The 16,641-nt window shown below is 71.4% G+C and carries 10 protein-coding genes and 1 riboswitch; of the genes, 5 read left to right on the forward strand and 5 right to left on the reverse strand.

Annotation, left to right across the window (positions count from 1 at the left end; genetic code table 11):
- Window positions 1–109: 109 nt before the first annotated feature.
- Window positions 110–1,282 carry an NlpC/P60 family protein gene (locus ACWD4J_RS30840; RefSeq protein WP_451398739.1) on the reverse strand — a complete coding sequence of 391 codons (1,173 nt, stop codon included), beginning with the start codon at window positions 1,280–1,282 and terminating at the stop codon, window positions 110–112.
- Window positions 1,283–1,290: 8 nt separating this feature from the next.
- Window positions 1,291–1,483, reverse strand: a riboswitch (cyclic di-AMP (ydaO/yuaA leader).
- Between the two features lie 361 nt (window positions 1,484–1,844).
- On the opposite strand from ACWD4J_RS30840, the gene pcrA reads away from it, so the two are divergent.
- The gene (pcrA, locus tag ACWD4J_RS30845; RefSeq protein WP_451398740.1) at window positions 1,845–4,307 is read left to right on the forward strand and encodes a DNA helicase PcrA; all 2,463 of its coding nucleotides are present in this window, start codon (window positions 1,845–1,847) and stop codon (window positions 4,305–4,307) included.
- Window positions 4,308–4,335: 28 nt separating this feature from the next.
- Here pcrA and ACWD4J_RS30850 read toward each other — a convergent pair whose 3' ends face one another.
- Both ACWD4J_RS30850 and ACWD4J_RS30855 read right to left on the reverse strand, forming a co-directional pair.
- The gene (locus tag ACWD4J_RS30850; RefSeq protein ID WP_451398741.1) at window positions 4,336–5,916 is read right to left on the reverse strand and encodes a M23 family metallopeptidase; all 1,581 of its coding nucleotides are present in this window, start codon (window positions 5,914–5,916) and stop codon (window positions 4,336–4,338) included.
- 223 nt (window positions 5,917–6,139) lie between these two features.
- Window positions 6,140–7,021, reverse strand: coding sequence for an esterase/lipase family protein (locus ACWD4J_RS30855; RefSeq protein WP_451398742.1), 882 nt, complete (start codon window positions 7,019–7,021; stop codon window positions 6,140–6,142).
- 626 nt (window positions 7,022–7,647) lie between these two features.
- Between ACWD4J_RS30855 and ACWD4J_RS30860 the strand changes: the two genes are divergently transcribed.
- Window positions 7,648–8,058: a cobalamin B12-binding domain-containing protein gene (locus ACWD4J_RS30860; RefSeq protein WP_451398743.1), complete on the forward strand. Its 411-nt coding sequence runs from the start codon at window positions 7,648–7,650 to the stop codon at window positions 8,056–8,058.
- 248 nt (window positions 8,059–8,306) lie between these two features.
- Here ACWD4J_RS30860 and ACWD4J_RS30865 read toward each other — a convergent pair whose 3' ends face one another.
- A complete protein-coding gene (locus ACWD4J_RS30865; RefSeq protein ID WP_451398744.1) occupies window positions 8,307–9,989 on the reverse strand; it encodes a DUF5691 domain-containing protein in 1,683 nt (560 codons plus the stop codon).
- 76 nt (window positions 9,990–10,065) lie between these two features.
- A complete protein-coding gene (locus ACWD4J_RS30870) occupies window positions 10,066–11,415 on the reverse strand; it encodes an SWIM zinc finger family protein (protein ID WP_451398745.1) in 1,350 nt (449 codons plus the stop codon).
- Window positions 11,416–11,548: 133 nt separating this feature from the next.
- Between ACWD4J_RS30870 and ACWD4J_RS30875 the strand changes: the two genes are divergently transcribed.
- Genes ACWD4J_RS30875 through ACWD4J_RS30885 form a run of 3 tightly spaced genes read left to right on the forward strand, consistent with a single transcriptional unit; the run spans window position 11,549 to window position 16,559 of the window.
- Window positions 11,549–12,700 (forward strand): ATP-binding protein, encoded by a 1,152-nt coding sequence (locus tag ACWD4J_RS30875; RefSeq protein ID WP_451398812.1) that lies wholly within the window; start codon window positions 11,549–11,551, stop codon window positions 12,698–12,700.
- Window positions 12,697–15,318 (forward strand): DUF5682 family protein, encoded by a 2,622-nt coding sequence (locus ACWD4J_RS30880; RefSeq protein WP_451398746.1) that lies wholly within the window; start codon window positions 12,697–12,699, stop codon window positions 15,316–15,318. The genes ACWD4J_RS30875 and ACWD4J_RS30880 overlap by 4 nt, the downstream gene beginning before the upstream one ends.
- A complete protein-coding gene (locus ACWD4J_RS30885; protein ID WP_451398747.1) occupies window positions 15,315–16,559 on the forward strand; it encodes a VWA domain-containing protein in 1,245 nt (414 codons plus the stop codon). Before ACWD4J_RS30880 ends, ACWD4J_RS30885 begins: the two co-directional genes overlap by 4 nt.
- The last annotated feature ends 82 nt before the right edge of the window (window positions 16,560–16,641 follow it).

Raw genomic sequence — 16,641 nt, forward strand, 5'->3', positions numbered from 1 at the left:
GTGTGGGGTTGTGCCATCTTGGTTTCCTGTTGCCCGGGGGGGGGGGGGGGGCGCCGGGGGGGGGGGGGGGGGGGCCCCCCCCCCCACCCCCTGCTCCAGGCCGCTGCGGCTACGCCGGCCGCACCACGCTGTGGATCGGCATGTAGTAGATCGACTCGACCCGCACGTACGCGCCCGGCTTGGGCGCGTGGATCATCTCGCCGTTGCCGATGTAGATTCCGACGTGGCTGATGTCGTCGTAGAAGAACACCAGGTCACCGGGCTGGGCATCGTCGACTGAGACGGTCGTGCCGACCTTCACCTGGTCCCAGGTGGTGCGCGGCAGTGACACCCCGGCGGACTTCCACGCGGCCTGGGTGAGGCCGGAGCAGTCGTACGAGTCCGGGCCCGTGGCCCCCCAGACGTACGGCTTGCCTATCTGGGCCTTGGCGAAGTCGATGACCTTGGCGGCCAGCGCGGCGTAGCTGGAGGAACCGGAGGAACCGGTGCTGCTGCCGGACTCGCTCCCGGTGCTCGTCCCGGAACCGGCGGCGGCCTCCTGCGCGGCCTGTTCCTGCTGCCGCTTCTCCTCGGCCTGCTTGGCGGCCAGCTCCTCGGCCTTGCGCCGGGCCTCTTCCTCCTTCTGCTTCTCGATCGCCGCGAGCCGTGCCTTCTCCTCGGCGGTCAGCTTCGACAGCAGCTCGCGCGCCTCGCTGAGCTTCTTCTGGACGTCCTGCTTGCTGGCCTTCAGGTCCGCCTGCGACTTGGTCAGCGTCTCGAGGGACTCCGTCGCCTCCTCGCGCTTCTTCGTCGTCTCGAGCTGCTGCGTCTGGTAGGCGTCGACCGCTTCCTTCTCCCGGCTGGTGAGCCGGTTCATCAGCTGGCTCTGGTCGAAGTACTCCTGGGGGTCGTCGGCGAGGAGCAGCGTGGCGGTGCCGGAGACGGCCGACCCGGTGCGGTACTGGGCGGCGGCGAACGAGCCGAGCTCCTGGCGGGCCTCGTTCATCTTCTCGGTGTGCCTGGCCACGTCGTCGAGCAGGCCGTCGACGGTCTTGCGCTGCTTGTCGGCGCTTTCCTTGGCCGCGTTGTACTTCTGGGTGGCGACACCCGCCTGACGGTAGAGGTCGTCCACCTTCTTCTGGACCTCTTCGAGGCTGGGGTTCGGCTCGGCGGGCGCGGCGATCGCCGTCTGGGACATGAGCGCCACGGAGGTGAGGGCGGCGGCGGTGAAGCCGACCGCGGGGGACGTACGGAGGCCGGCGACGAGCTGGCCGGTGGTCCGCGACTTGCGGTGCGACGCCAAGGGAGGCGACTCCTTCCGTGGACCGCCTACCGGGTTAGCTGTCGGGTTCGGGCGGGTGGTTCGGAAGGTTGCCCTACGGCCCGTCGCCTCCTGCGCGCGGCCTGCCGCGTGCAGTCGGTACGGGGCCGATTCACCCCAAGGTCAAAGTGGGTCCCCGGCTCCGGCTGCCGTGAGGCGCACCGGACTCGGCGCGGGCGACCCGTCCCGGCGTCGTTCGCCGGCGGGGGTACGGGCAGCCCGCCGGGCACGCTAGCCAACTCGTGTGGCCGCTGTGAAGGTTGATGTTCGATATGCCCGATACATTTTCGTGACCTTGACCGTTCGGCGGGGTCGTAGGGGTTGTTTCCCGGCAAAGCAGAAGAATCGCTGATGTCCGTATCTGAGGTGACCTACTCCACTTTTCCGGGCCGTGATCAGGGCCGGGCCGCGATCCGGACCATGATCCGGGCCGTGGAGTCCCGGATTCGGTTTCGCGAAGCGGCGGCCGAGTGCCCAAGGTTGCCGGGGCCGAGTTCCCGAGGCGGCCGTGGGTGTCGGTGCGGCGGCCTAGACTCGAGAAGCGATGAGCAGCCTCTTTGACGACAGCTTCCTGGCCGATCTCCAGCGCGCGCGGCACGCGGACGAGGAGCCCCCGCCGCCGCCCGAGGACAGTGTCCCGGAGGACATCCCGGACGACCTGTTCGAGGGCCGGTTCGACGCGCCTCCGCCGCCCCGCGACGCGTACTACCGGGACGGCGCGCCCCGCCCTGCCATCGATTCGGCGGCGCTGCTCCACGGGCTGAACGACCAGCAGGGCGCCGCCGTCGTGCACTCCGGCTCCCCGCTGCTCATCGTGGCCGGCGCCGGCTCCGGCAAGACGCGCGTGCTGACGCACCGCATCGCGTATCTGCTGGCCGAGCGCGGCGTGCACCCCGGGCAGATCCTGGCGATCACGTTCACGAACAAGGCCGCTGGCGAGATGAAGGAGCGTGTCGAGCAGCTCGTCGGCCCGCGCGCGGGCGCGATGTGGGTGATGACCTTCCACAGCGCGTGCGTGCGCATCCTGCGCCGCGAGTCGAAGAGGCTGGGCTTCACCTCGAGCTTCTCGATCTACGACGCCGCGGACTCCAAGCGCCTCATGGCCCTGGTCTGCCGGGATCTGGACCTCGACCCGAAGCGCTATCCGCCGAAGTCCTTCAGCGCCAAGATCTCCAACCTCAAGAACGAGCTCATCGACGAGGAGACCTTCGCGGGCCAGGCCGCCGACGGCTTCGAGAAGACCCTCGCGCAGGCCTATGCGCTGTACCAGTCGCGCCTGCGCGAGGCGAACGCGCTCGACTTCGACGACCTGATCATGACGACGGTCCATCTGCTCCAGGCGTTCCCGGACGTCGCCGAGCACTACCGCCGGCGCTTCCGCCACGTCCTGGTCGACGAGTACCAGGACACCAACCACGCGCAGTACGCGCTCGTGCGCGAGCTGGTCGGCCAGCCGGGCGGCGAAGGCGACCCCGAACCGGCCGAGCTGTGCGTCGTCGGTGACGCGGACCAGTCGATCTACGCCTTCCGCGGCGCCACCATCCGCAACATCCTCCAGTTCGAGGAGGACTACCCGGACGCGACGACGATCCTGCTCGAGCAGAACTACCGCTCCAGCCAGACGATCCTGAGCGCCGCCAACGCCGTCATCGAGCGCAACGAGAGCCGCCGCCCGAAGAACCTGTGGACGAACGCAGGCGCGGGCGCGATGATCACCGGCTATGTCGCCGACACCGAGCACGACGAGGCGCAGTTCGTCGCCGACGAGATCGACCGGCTGACGGACGCGGGCGACGCGACCTCGGGCGACGTCGCCGTCTTCTACCGCACCAACGCCCAGTCCCGTGTGTTCGAGGAAATCTTCATCCGCGTCGGGTTGCCGTACAAGGTCGTCGGCGGCGTCCGCTTCTACGAGCGCAAGGAGGTCCGGGACGTCCTCGCGTATCTGCGCGTGCTGTCGAACCCGGAGGACTCCGTCCCGCTGCGCCGCATCCTGAACGTCCCCAAGCGCGGCATCGGCGAACGCGCCGAGGCGATGATCGACGCCCTCGCACAGCGCGAGAAGATCAGCTTCGCGGGGGCCCTGCGCCGCGTCGACGAGGCGTACGGCATGGCGGCCCGCTCGACCAACGCCGTCAAGCGGTTCAACACGCTGATGGAGGAGCTGCACACCATCGCGGAGTCCGGCGCGGGCCCGGCGACCGTCCTCGAAGCCGTGCTCGAACGGACCGGATACCTCGCCGAGCTGCAGGCCTCCACCGACCCGCAGGACGAGACCCGCATCGAGAACCTGCAGGAACTCGCCGCCGTGGCGCTGGAGTTCGAGCAGGAGCGCGCCGAGGGCGAGGCGAGCTCGCTGTCCGACTTCCTGGAGCAGGTGGCGCTCGTCGCCGACTCCGACCAGATCCCGGACGAGGACGAGGAGGGCAGCGGCGTCATCACGCTCATGACCCTGCACACCGCCAAGGGCCTCGAATTCCCGGTCGTCTTCCTGACGGGCATGGAGGACGGCGTCTTCCCCCACATGCGCTCGCTCGGCCAGACCAAGGAGCTCGAGGAGGAGCGGCGCCTGGCGTACGTCGGGATCACGCGCGCACGGGAGCGCCTCTACCTGACGCGGTCCACGATGCGCAGCGCCTGGGGCCAGCCGGCGTACAACCCGCCGTCGCGCTTCCTGGAGGAGATCCCCGCCCACCACATGGAGTGGAAGCGGACGGGATCCACCGCCCCCATGTCCTCCGGCCCGGCCGCCGGTGTCGCCGCCTCCCTCTCCTCGTCGCGCTCGCGCAGCGCGGCCTCCGGAGCCTCCGGGTTCGCCACGCGCCGGGCATCGGAGAAGCCGGTGGTCTCGGTCGCGGTCGGGGACCGGGTCACACACGACCAGTTCGGCCTCGGCACGGTGGTCGCGGTGAAGGGGACGGGCGCGAACGCCGAGGCGACGATCGACTTCGGCGACACCAAGCCGAAGCGACTGCTGCTGCGGTACGCACCGGTGGAGAAGCTGTAGCGGGAGACGGGCGATCTCAACCCGACGGCTACGTCGGGTTGAGATCGTGACTCCGAAGCCACGGCAGCGGATCGATCGCCGCACCGCCACCGGGCCGCACCTCGAAGTGCAGGTGAGGACCGGTGGAGTTGCCGGAGTTCCCGGAGTACGCAATCACCTCACCGGCCTTGACCGGGCCGCTCGAGATCTTGTGGCTCGAGAGGTGGCAGTACCACGTCTCGGTGCCGTCCTTGGCGGTCACGATCGCCATGTTGCCGTAGGCGCTGTTCCACTGCACGCGTACGGTGCCGTCCGTCGCGGCCATCACGGGTGTGCCGTAGGAGACGGGGAAGTCGATGCCGGTGTGCACGGACATCCAGTTGACGCCGGCCTGACCGAAGTAGGCGCTGAGCCCGTGCTGGGTCACCGGCAGCGCGAACTTCGGCCGCAGCCGCTCCTTGCGCGCCGCTTCCTCCGCCGCCTTCTTGCGCTCGGCCTCCTGCTCGGCCTTGAGGTCGATGCGTTCCTGGGTGCGGCTCGCCCTGTCGGCGAAGTCGCCCGCGTCGGCGGAGAGGTTCTGCAGCTGCGTGTCGAGCTTGTTGTTGGCGACGGACGGCTTCACGGAGCCGGTGTCCGAGGCCGCGGCCGTCGTGCTGTCGTCGCCGCCCATGTTGCTCACGGATGCGGCGGCGATTCCCGCGACCCCCATCACGCACGCGGACGGCACAGCGACGGTGAGCAGTGCCGAACGCTTGGCGGGGGAGCGGCGCCGGGACCGCGCCCGGGGCACTCGGCCCTCGGATCGCACTGCACGCACCGGCGGTTCAGCCGCTTTCTCGCCCGACGGTGCCTCGTCGAGCGGCAGATCGCGATCACGGTCGGGGTCGGTGCCGGCGTCGCCGCCGTGATCGGACTCGTGGCCCCGGACGTCCTCCTCGGAGACCAACCCGGCTTCGGCGGAATCGTGTTGCTCGTACTCGTACGACGTCGAGCCGCCGTCGGAGTTCCACGCGGTGGCGTCGTACGTGCCCGTGTCGAAGCTCTGGTCCCCGAAGGCGCCGTTCGTGAAGGTCTGCGTCGCCTGCGTCTCCCACTGGCCGGTCTGGCCGCCGACGGCCCAGGCCGTCGAGTCCCACTGGCCCGTGCCGTCGGCGTCCGGGCTGGTGGCCTGCGCGGGGATGTGGGCGGCGAGCTGCTCATATCCGGCGGACGCCCAGACCGCGGTCGTGTCATAACTGCCGGTCTCGTACACGGCATGGTGCTGCGCCGCATACGGGTCGTAGTTCAGCGTCTCCTGCGCGGTGACCGTCTGGGTCTGATACGTGCCGGTGCCATCGGTACCGGCGGCGGCGCCCAGTCCGGACCACTGGCCGCTGTCGTACGCCCCGCCTGAGATGTCACCGAACAGCGGATCGGTCGCGAAACCGGGGCTGGTGTAGGTGCCGGTGTCGTAGGAGTCCGTGGCGTAGGAGCCCGTGGAGTACGTGTCGGTGGAATAGCCGTCGTACCCGGTGTAGCCGCCGTGCTGTGCGCTCTGCCCGTCGTAGGAGGCGTAGTCGTAGCGCGCATAGTCGGCGTCTGTGGCCGGTGTCGGGGGAGTTGCGGTCCCCGACGGGTGACGGTCGTTCACCAACTTCTCTTTCGCCTCGACAGCAGGAGCTGGGGTCTGAACCCGCGGCGCTGGCCGCTGAAGTCACACGGTCCCAGGGGCTGAGCAGTGCGGCGACTGTACCCGGCGGTATGCGGGCGCGACAATCTTCGGCAGGTTTCGCGCTCGCAAGAAACGGGCAATCAGGGCGCTTTCGGCGAACGGTGGGCAGAGCTTTGGGTCTGCGTTCGACTGGTGTTCGAGGTCAGGCCACTGTCAGACCACCAGCTCGGCCGGCCGGCTTGGTCTCCGTCGCTCCCGCTTCCGCCCCTGCTGTCGCCTCCGCGTCGAGCGCCTGCCGGATGCCGTTGGCCACTGCGGGGTGCACCGGCAGGGCGAGATGCCCGATTCCGCTCACCTGCACGTTGCGCGCGGTCAGATCCGGGTGGTCGAGGCAGGCTGTGTCGAGCGGGTCCATCATCTGGTCGAGGTCGCTCCAGAAGCTCACGAACTGCGTGTGGCAGTCGGGTGAAGGCTGCCTCAGCTCCTCGATGACCTCGGAACCCGGCCGCATCTGCCGGACGATCGGATGCGCGTCCAGCAGCGGCGCGATGCGGGTGCCCGAGTGCGGCGTACCCAGGGTGACCAGCGTGCGGACCCTTATGTCGCCGCCGAGCCGCTGCACGTAATAGCGGGCGATCAGTCCGCCGAGGCTGTGCCCCACGATGTCCACCTCGCGGTGGCCGGTGCGCTCGCAGATCTCCTCTATGTGGCGGCCGAGCAGTTCGGCCGCGGTGCGGATGTCGCAGGTCAGCGGGGAGTAGTTGAGGGACTCCACGTGCTGCCTGCCGTGCTGCGCCAGTGAGCGCCGCAGCAGGACGAAGACGGAGCGGTTGTCGATGAAGCCGTGCAGCAGGACGACGGGGAGTTTCCTCTCCGTCGGCAACTGGGGGGTGCCCGGCCGGGGCAGTGCGGGGGCGACTCTGCGCTCCTGAGTGATGCCCGAGGGGTACAGCAGGAGGTGGCCGGCCAGTATCGCGATCTCGAGGGCGGTCGCCTTCAGCAGGGTGATGGAGAGCCCCGCCAGCCTCCAGGGAAGGAGGCGCTGACAGAGCGGAAGAATGGGCAGAACCGTCGTGGCCTTCATGGTCGACCGACCTCCCGTCGGCACACGAAGGACGGCTCTGTCCCCCGTATGCCCTAGTGGGCAGCCGCGATGGAGGAGGCCGGCAGTGCACAGGCTGCGTCGTGGTGCTTTTGTCCCGTCTGTGGTGCGTGTAATTCCATTTTTTTCTGACTGATGCGGCTCTTGTGGTGGCTCTCTGTAGCGCTTCTGTGGCTCCCTGTGCGATAGCCGATGCGCTGCCTCGTCGCGCCGTGCGGCCGGGCGGCTGACGGCGTGAGGCCGGCGACCTCTCAGGCGGCTCCCCTGACGCCTGCCCCGGTTACGGCCTGTGTGACGCCGGATGCGGAGCAGTGCGCGGCGAACGTGTCCCACCGTGTGATTTCCCCCTCGGTGACCACCGTAAAACTGCCTGTTGCGGGATGCTGGCGATAACGTTCGTTCACTTCCTCGGGCCCACTCGGGTGAGGTCGGTGCCGGGCGGGGCGGCCGTAGCCGTTGATCTGTTCGCTCTCGCGTGCTCGTGCACTTGCGTCCGCGGGGCAACGGGGCATGGGTGGGCCGGGTGGGCGGTTGCAATCGGTGCCGCCGGTGCAGTCGGTGGTGCAGTGGGTACATGCCGGATGGCATGTCGGTACATGGAGGCAGTGATGGGTGTGGCAACGGGGCCGATCCGCGTGGTGGTCGCCAAGCCGGGGCTCGACGGCCATGATCGCGGGGCCAAGGTGATCGCGCGGGCGCTGCGTGACGCCGGTATGGAGGTCATCTACACCGGTCTGCACCAGACTCCCGAGCAGATCGTCGACACCGCGATCCAGGAGGATGCCGACGCGATCGGTCTGTCCATCCTGTCCGGCGCGCACAACACGCTCTTCGCGCGCGTGCTGGAGCTCCTCAAGGAGCGCGACGCGGAGGACATCAAGGTCTTCGGCGGCGGCATCATCCCCGAGGCGGACATCGCCCCGCTCAAGGAGAAGGGCGTCGCGGCGATCTTCACCCCTGGCGCCACGACGGCCTCGATCGTGGACTGGGTCCACGCGAACGTACGCCAGCCGGCCTAACGTCAGGGCCGCCGTGGAGGCCTGGGTCGCCAGGCCTCCACGGCGCCTTGCCGATCAGCGCGCCCTGCGGAGTACCGGCCCGTTCCGCGTGGGCTGTTCGAGTGACTGGGTCAGGCGCCCTGCGGCAGGCCGTCACCCCGAAGGGCCGTAGCGGTGGAACCGCTGCGGGCGGTGCGGTGTGTGTCGTCTGTCGCCAACGTCGCGGGACAGCACACCTTGGCCGTTGGCGTGACCGTGTATGCCCGAGCTCAGCGAGCCGTGAGCTCCTCCCGCATGGCTGCTCGCAGGCGAAGTGTGCCCACGAGGCGTTGGAAGGCTTCCGTCCAGTAGCCCACGGAGCCCGGGGACGCGTCCTCCGGCTCATCGGGTATGGACGTGAGTCCGTCAAGGCGGGCGGCCGTCGCCGGGTCCAGGCAGCGCTCCGCGAGCCCCATCACACCGCTGAAGCTCCACGGATAACTGCCGGCATCCCGTGCGATGTTCAGCGCGTCCACCACCGCGCGGCCCAACGGCTCGGCCCACGGGGTCGCGCACACCCCGAGCAGCTGGAACGCCTCCGACAGGCCGTGCGCCGAGACGAACCCCGCTACCCATTCGGCCCGTTCGCCCGCCGGCAGCGCGGCCAGCAGCTTCGCGCGCTCCGCGAGGGACACCGCGCCAGGACCACCCGCGCCCGGCGACGCCGGAGCGCCGAGCAGCGCCCGGGACCAGGCCGCATCCCGCTGCCGTACCGCGGCCCGGCACCACGCCCCGTGCAGCTCGCCCTGCCAGTCGTCGGCGACCGGCAACGCGACTGTCTCCTCCGGCGTACGCCCCCCGAGCCGCTCCGGCCAGACGGCGAGCGGTGCCGCCTCGGCCAGCTGGCCCAGCCACCACGACCGTTCCCCCCGGCCCGCAGGCGGCTTGGGCACCACACCGTCCCGCTCCATGTCCGCATCGCACTCGTGCGGAGCCTCGACCACGATCGTCGGTTGCCCCTGCGTGCGGTCGAGGGACACGCAGGAGGCGGCGCGTGCCGCCATGCGCGCGGCGAGCGCCGAGCGCGGCAGTGCGGACAGCAACTCGGCTGCAGTGGCCCGGACGTTGCGGCTGCGGTCGGTCAGCGCCGTCTCCAGGAACGGCTCGTCCGCGTCGCACAGCCCCGTGCGCAGTGAGTCGAGGAACATCAGCCTGTCCTCGGCGCGCTCCGTGGACCAGGTTGTGGCCAGAAGCTCGCGGGCCGCAGAGGGGTCGTGCGCCCTCATCGCGGCCAGCAGCGCGACCCGTTCGGCGAACAGCCCCTCCTGCCAGAGTCGTTCGACCTCCGCCGGGTCGCCGAGGGCGGGCAGTGCGGCGCCGCCGCCGGGGGCGGAGCGCAGTGCGAACCTCCAGTCCGGGTTCAGCCGCGCAAGCCATGTCGCACGCGGTCCCGCGAAGGCGAGCGCCTGCGGACGCAGATCCGTACGCCCCCTGGCCGCGTCGAGGAGCGCGGGCAGGAGCTCCGGCGGGGCTGCGTAGCCGTGCTGGTTCGCCGTGGCGAGCCACTGGGGCAGCAGCTCCATGAGGTCGGGGGCCGTTCCACGGCGGCCGCCGCTGCCCGTGCCCGGGCGGTCCGCGAGCAGCATCGCGAGCCGTCGCCTGGCCGCCGGCGGCAACGCGGGCCGGGGATCGCGCGCCGAGGGCTCGGGCAGCGCGGCGGCGGGCGCAGCCCGGAGCCCTGCTCTGCGCCGCACGGTCTGCACGGCAGCCGCGTCCAGCAGGGCGGTCGGCGCCTCTTTCCCGGCGCCGCCGACCGGAGGCGTGCGCCGCTCCGTACCGAGCAGTGCAGCCGTGACCAGCTCCTCCCAGGAGGACTGGGAGGGCCCGGAGGAACGGGAGGCCTGGGAGGACTGGGAGGACCGGGACGACGAGAGGGGCCAGGAGGCCTCCGTCATGCCGGGGTGCCTGTTCATGCGCGTCTCCTTCCGTTGGGGACGAGCTGGACCGGGGCGGGTGTGGGATTGCGTTGCGTCCGGGGCGGGTGTCGGCTCAGCACAGCGGCACCGGCTCTCCCGGCCCCTCCGGCCAGACCGCGAGCGGGGTGAAACCGCGGTGCCCGCACTCACCGAAGACCGTGATGGGAGCGCCGCCCGACACGGCGACAAGGCGCCACAGCCGGGAGCCGGACAGCGCGGGGGCCGCCAGAGGCAGCGCGAACTTTCCGTCGGTGTCGGCCAGTTGCCAGCCGTCTCCGTCCGGGGCCGGTATAACGCCCTCCAGCGTCACGGGCCAGGACTCCAGCCAGGGGTCGTCCCGCAGCGCCTCGCCGTACCGCGCCAACGCCTGCGCCGGGCCCACTCCTCCCGGCCGCACCGCCGTGGGCGCAGGAGGTGCGAACTGCTCACCGAGATCGGCCCTCAGCTGCCCGGCGCCCGGATACGAGGACACCTCCGCGTCGAGCGCCAGGCCCACCGGCAGAGCGAGCGCGGGCGCCCGCCCCGCTGCTCCGTACGACAGCAGCAGCACGGTGTGTCCGGACTCCTCGCCGTGCAGCCATATCCGACGGGTCGTCAGATGGTCGTCTGCCGTGTCGTACTGCGCGAGGACCAGCCAGCGGTCACGCACTGCCGTCCCGCTCGCCGCCGCCGACAGGCCGACGCGTGAACGGACCGTGGCCGCGAGGGACTCCGGCAGTCGCTCGCGGCGCAGCCAGCCCTGGTCGAGGAGATGGATGAGCGCACACTCCTCCAGCAGCCGCATTGGCCAGCCGGACCCGGAGGACGGTATGGCCCCCAGCTCCCGGACCCGCGCGGCCAGCCCGGGCGCCTGGGCGTCGACCATGCGGGCCGCGGTCTCCTCCCACAGGGCGTACCCGCCCTGCTCCGCCGAGGCGACCCCGGACCGCAGCAGATCCGCCAGGCGCTGCTCCAGCTCCACCGCGCCGGCGGTGATCCGCTCAGCCCGCTTCTCCGTGCGGCGCCGTGCCGCCTCCGGATCACCGGACCGGGCCGGTGCCGCCCCAGCTGTCCGTTTCCGCTCGGTCCGTTGTCTGCGACTCGCTGTCCACTGCTCCGCCCACTCCGGCGCCTGCGCATCCGGCACGCCGTCGTCCCCGCCCGCCCAGAGCAGCAGCAGCCCAAGCGCGTGCTTGCACGGGAACTTGCGGCTCGGACAACTGCACTTGTACGCCGGGCCGGCCGCGTCCGCGATGTCGACGACCGTCTGATACGGCTTGCTGCCGCTGCCCTTGCACAGCCCCCACACCGTCCCTTCGCCGGAACTGCCCGTCCCCGACCACGGCCCGGCCGCGCCGAGCCTGCTTCCCGCCTTGCGTGACGCCGCGTCAGGTGCCAGTGCCAGCACCTGGTCCGCCGTCCAGCGCACCCCCTGCTGAGTCATGTCGTCGAAGGTAGGTCCCGCCACTGACAATCGACCTTCGCCGGGCTGTCTGCGCAGGTCAGAGCCGATTGTCAGTGGCGTGGTGCACGGTGGGGACCAGATCGAGCAGGCCGAGCTGGAGGGGGACCACGCCATGTCCGTGTCCGTTGAACCGACGCCCGTCGACCCGAACTTGAACCAGTCCGCGAGCACATCGGCAGACGCGGCCGAGGCGCTGCGCCCGCATGCGGAGACCGCGTTCGCCGACGAGCTCGCGGCGCTCGCCGCACAGGACGACCGGCCGCGTCCGGCCCGCTGGCGTCTGTCGCCGTGGGCGGTCGCCACGTATCTGCTCGGCGGCACACTCGACGACGGCACGGTGATCACGCCGAAGTACGTGGGGCCGCGCCGCATCGTCGAGGTGGCCGTCACCACGCTCGCCACCGACCGCGCCCTGCTGCTGCTCGGTGTGCCCGGCACGGCGAAGACGTGGGTGTCCGAGCACCTGGCCGCCGCGATCAGCGGCGACTCCACACTGCTGGTGCAGGGCACGGCCGGGACACCGGAGGAGGCGATCCGCTACGGCTGGAACTACGCGCGGCTGCTGGCGCACGGGCCCAGCCGGGACGCGCTCGTTCCGAGCCCCGTCATGCGGGCCATGGCCGAAGGCATGACGGCGCGGGTCGAGGAGCTGACCCGCATCCCGGCCGACGTACAGGACACGCTGATCACGATCCTGTCGGAGAAGACCCTGCCGATACCGGAACTGGGTCAGGAGGTGCAGGCCGTCCGCGGCTTCAACCTGATCGCCACGGCCAACGACCGCGACCGCGGCGTCAACGACCTGTCCAGCGCGCTGCGCCGCCGTTTCAACACCGTGGTGCTGCCGCTGCCGGAGAGCGCCGACGCCGAGGTCGACATCGTGGCCCGCCGCGTCGACCAGATCGGGCGCTCGCTGGATCTGCCGTCCGCGCCCGACGGCATCGACGAGATCCGCCGGGTCGTCACGGTCTTCCGCGAGCTGCGCGACGGAGTCACGGCCGACGGGCGTACGAAGGTGAAGTCGCCCAGCGGCACGCTGTCGACCGCCGAGGCGATCTCGGTGGTGACGAACGGGCTGGCGCTGGCGGCGCACTTCGGCGACGGGGTGCTGCGGCCGTCGGACGTCGCGGCCGGAATCCTCGGCGCCGTCGTCCGCGACCCGGCTGCGGACCGTGTGATCTGGCAGGAGTACCTGGAGGCCGTGGTGCGCGAGCGCGACGGCTGGAAGGACTTCTACCGCGCATGCCGGGAGGTGAGCGTATGACCGCGCCCGACACCTCCCGCGCCGGGCGGGGAGGCGGCGGCAGCGGGCCCCTGCTCCTGGGTGTGCGGCACCACGGGCCCGGTTCGGCCCGGGGCGTGCGGGCAGCCCTGGAGGCGGCCCGCCCCCGGACGGTCCTGATCGAAGGCCCGCCCGAGGCGGACGCGCTGATCGCCCTGGCAGCCGACGAGGACATGCGGCCACCGGTCGCCCTCCTCGCCCACGCCGTGGACGAGCCCGGCCGCTCGGCGTTCTGGCCGTTCGCCGAGTTCTCCCCGGAATGGGTAGCCGTCCAGTGGGCCTTGGAGCACGACGTTCCGGCCCGCTTCATCGACCTCCCGGCGACGCACACGCTGGCCTGGCACGAGACGGCGGCCGACTCCCCGCCGCCCGAGCCGGCCGAGTCGCCCGGCCCGGCGGCTCCGCCCGGCACTTCCGGGACCCCCGCGGACCCGGACGCCGAGCAGACCGGGGCGCCGTCGGGCATCCCCGAGGCACGCGCGAGGGAGGACGCGCTGCGGATCGATCCGCTCGCCGTGCTCGCCGGCGTCGTCGGTTACGACGACCCCGAGCGATGGTGGGAGGACGTCGTCGAGCACCGGGCCGGGAGCACCTCCCGGGCCCTCAGAGGACGGGGACAGGGGGAGGACGATCACGCCTTCGCGCCGTTCGAGGCGCTGGCCGAGGCCATGGGAGCGCTGCGCGACGAGTACGGGTCCGGCGGCCATGACCGGGACCTGGTCCGCGAGGCGTACATGCGGATCCAGCTGCGCGCCGCACAGCGCGAGTTCGGAGACGACGTGGCGGTCGTCTGCGGAGCCTGGCACGTGCCCGCGCTGCGGCAGCGGACCACGGCGACCGCCGACCGGGCGCTGCTCAAGGGGCTGCCCAAGGTGAAGGCCGACATGACCTGGGTGCCCTGGACGCACCGGCGCCTGTCCCGCACCAGTGGGTACGGATCGGGGATCGAATCCCCGGGGTGGTACGGGCATCTGTTCAGCGCCCCCGACCGGCCCGTCGAGCGCTGGATGACCAAGGTCGCCGGGCTCCTCAGGGAAGAGGACAGGATCGTGTCGTCCGCGCACGTCATCGAGGCGGTTCGGCTCGCCGGCACGCTCGCGGCGATGCGCGGCCGCCCGCTCCCCGGCCTGTCGGAGACCACCGACGCGATACGGGCCGTCATGTGCGACGGCTCGGACGTACCGCTCGCGCTGGTCCACGACAAGCTGGTCGTCGGCGACGTCCTCGGGGAGGTGCCCGCTTCGGCGCCGGCCGTCCCGCTGCAACGCGACCTCACCCGTCTGCAGCGGAGACTGCGGCTCAAACCGGAGCCGCTGGAACGGGAGCTGGAGCTGGACCTGCGCAAGGAGACGGACGCGGCACGCAGCACGCTGCTGCACCGGCTCCGGCTGCTCGGCATCGACTGGGGCGAGCCCGCGAGGCCGACGCGCGCCGGCACCGGCACCTTCCGCGAGACCTGGCGGCTGCGCTGGGAACCGGAGCTGTCGGTGCGGGTCGCGGAGGCCGGGATATGGGGCACGACCGTGCTCGCCGCCGCCACGGCCAAGGCCGAGTCGGACGCCGTCGCCGCCGAACAGCTCGCCGACGTCACGGCGCTCGCCGAGCGGTGCCTCCTCGCGGAACTCCCCGACGCGCTCCCCGTGGCGATGCGTGTCCTCGCCGACCGGGCGGCCCTCGACACGGACGTCGGCCACCTCGCACAGGCACTCCCGGCACTGGTCCGCTCCCTGCGCTACGGCGACGTGCGCGGCACGGACACCCATGCGCTGGCCGAGGTCGCCGCGGGCCTCGCCGAGCGCGTCTTCGTCGGGCTGCCGCCCGCCTGCGCGTCCCTCGACGCCGATGCGGCGGCGGAGATGCGCCGCCACGTCGACGCCGTGCACGGCGCCGTCGGACTCCTCGACGAGCCCGGCGGAGCCCCGGCAGCGTACGACGGACCCGAGGCGGCGTACGACGGAACCGAAGTGGCGCACGGCGAAGCCGACGCGGCGCACGGCGGTGTCGAGCGGGCACATGGAGGCATACGGACGCGCTGGCACTCGGTGCTTCGCGTGCTCGCCCGGCGGGACACCGTGCCCGGAGTGATCCGCGGCCGCGGTACGAGACTGCTGCTCGACGACGCGCAGGTGGACGGCGACGAGGCCGGACGCCTCATGGCGCTCGCGCTCTCGCCGGGCACACCGCCGGCGGACGCGGCGGCATGGATCGAGGGGTTCGTCGGCGGCGGCTCGGGTGGCGGCATGCTCCTCGTGCACGACGAGCAGCTGCTGGCCCTCGTCGATGCATGGCTCACCGGAGTCTCCGCGGAGGCCTTCACGGACGTACTGCCGCTGCTGCGCCGTACGTTCTCGGCGTACGAACCGGGAGTGCGCCGCACCCTCGGTGAGCTGGTCCGCCGCGGGCCGGCTGGTGCTTCCGGCCCGGCCCACGGTGGCGGTGCGGCACCGCCCGGCTTCGCGCCGGAGCTCGATGGGCCGCGCGCGGACGCCGTGCTCCCGGTGCTGTCTCTGCTGCTCGGGCTGGACGACCCGGCAGAAGCAGACACGCCGATACCCGTGCCCGGCCCTGACGACGTTGCGTTCGCGGAGGCATCGAGATGAGTAAGGCTCTGAACACCGACACCGACACCGACACCGACACCGGTGCCGGCACCGGGACGATCACCGCTGTTGAGCGGACCGAAGAGCGGTTGCGGCGCTGGCGGCTCGTGCTGGGCGGGGATGCGGCGGACGGCACCGGCTGCGCGCTCACCGGGCAGGACGCGGCGATGGACGGCGCACTCGCCGCGCTGTACGGGAACGGTGAGCACCGGAACGGCAACAAGGCGCCCCGCGGCAGGGACCGTTCGGCGGGCCTCGGGGCGTCCGCGCCGTCCGTGGCCCGCTGGCTCGGCGACATCCGGACGTACTTCCCGTCCTCCGTGGTCCAGGTCATGCAGCGCGACGCGATCGACCGGCTGGGCCTGTCCACCCTGCTGCTCGAACCGGAGATGCTGGAGGCCGTGGAGGCCGACGTGCATCTCGTGGGGACCCTGCTCTCCCTCAACAAGGCCATGCCCGAGACGACGAAGGAGACGGCACGGGCCGTGGTGCGCAAGGTCGTCGAGGATCTCGAGAAGCGGCTCGCCACCCGCACCCGCGCCACCCTCACCGGGGCCCTCGACCGCAGCGCCCGGATCAGTCGGCCGCGCCACCACGACATCGACTGGAACCGCACCATCGCGGCCAACCTGAAGCACTATCTGCCGGAGTACCGGACGGTCGTGCCCGAGCGGCTGATCGGGTACGGGCGGGCCTCGCAGTCGGTCAAGAAGGAGGTGATCCTCTGCATCGACCAGTCGGGATCGATGGCGGCATCCGTGGTCTACGCCTCGGTGTTCGGCGCGGTGCTGGCGTCGATGCGGTCCATAGCGACCCGGCTCGTCGTCTTCGACACGGCCGTGGTCGACCTCACGGACCAGCTCGACGACCCCGTGGATGTCCTCTTCGGCACACAGCTCGGGGGCGGGACGGACATCAACAGGGCTCTTGCGTACTGCCAGTCGCAGATCACCCGGCCCCAGGACACGGTCGTCGTGCTCATCTCGGACCTCTACGAAGGGGGAATACGGAACGAGATGCTGAAGCGGGTCGCGGCGATGAAGGCGTCCGGAGTGCAGTTCGTCGCGCTGCTCGCGCTGTCCGACGAAGGGGCACCGGCGTACGACCGTGAGCATGCCGCCGCGCTCGCGGCCCTGGATGCGCCGGCCTTCGCCTGCACGCCCGATCTCTTCCCGGACGTGATGGCCGCGGCGATCGAAAGGCGCCCTCTTCCCATACCGGACATGACTACCCATCGGTAACGGGGGACTTGCGCAACCTCGGGAGTCCCGTGCGAGGATCGGCACATCGCCTGACGGAGCGTTGCGTTCCGGCCCGTCCCCT

This window comes from Streptomyces sp. NPDC002577, from assembly GCF_053594815.1.

Excerpts from the sequence above, each read along its gene's own strand:
- pcrA (WP_451398740.1), top strand. The coding sequence starts at position 1,845 with ATGAGCAGCCTCTTTGACGACAGCTTCCTGGCCGATCTCCAGCGCGCG.
- ACWD4J_RS30855 (WP_451398742.1), bottom strand. The coding sequence starts at position 7,021 with ATGAAGGCCACGACGGTTCTGCCCATTCTTCCGCTCTGTCAGCGCCTC.
- ACWD4J_RS30860 (WP_451398743.1), top strand. The coding sequence starts at position 7,648 with ATGGGTGTGGCAACGGGGCCGATCCGCGTGGTGGTCGCCAAGCCGGGG.
- ACWD4J_RS30865 (WP_451398744.1), bottom strand. The coding sequence starts at position 9,989 with ATGAACAGGCACCCCGGCATGACGGAGGCCTCCTGGCCCCTCTCGTCG.
- ACWD4J_RS30870 (WP_451398745.1), bottom strand. The coding sequence starts at position 11,415 with ATGACTCAGCAGGGGGTGCGCTGGACGGCGGACCAGGTGCTGGCACTG.
- ACWD4J_RS30875 (WP_451398812.1), top strand. The coding sequence starts at position 11,549 with ATGTCCGTGTCCGTTGAACCGACGCCCGTCGACCCGAACTTGAACCAG.
- ACWD4J_RS30880 (WP_451398746.1), top strand. The coding sequence starts at position 12,697 with ATGACCGCGCCCGACACCTCCCGCGCCGGGCGGGGAGGCGGCGGCAGC.
- ACWD4J_RS30885 (WP_451398747.1), top strand. The coding sequence starts at position 15,315 with ATGAGTAAGGCTCTGAACACCGACACCGACACCGACACCGACACCGGT.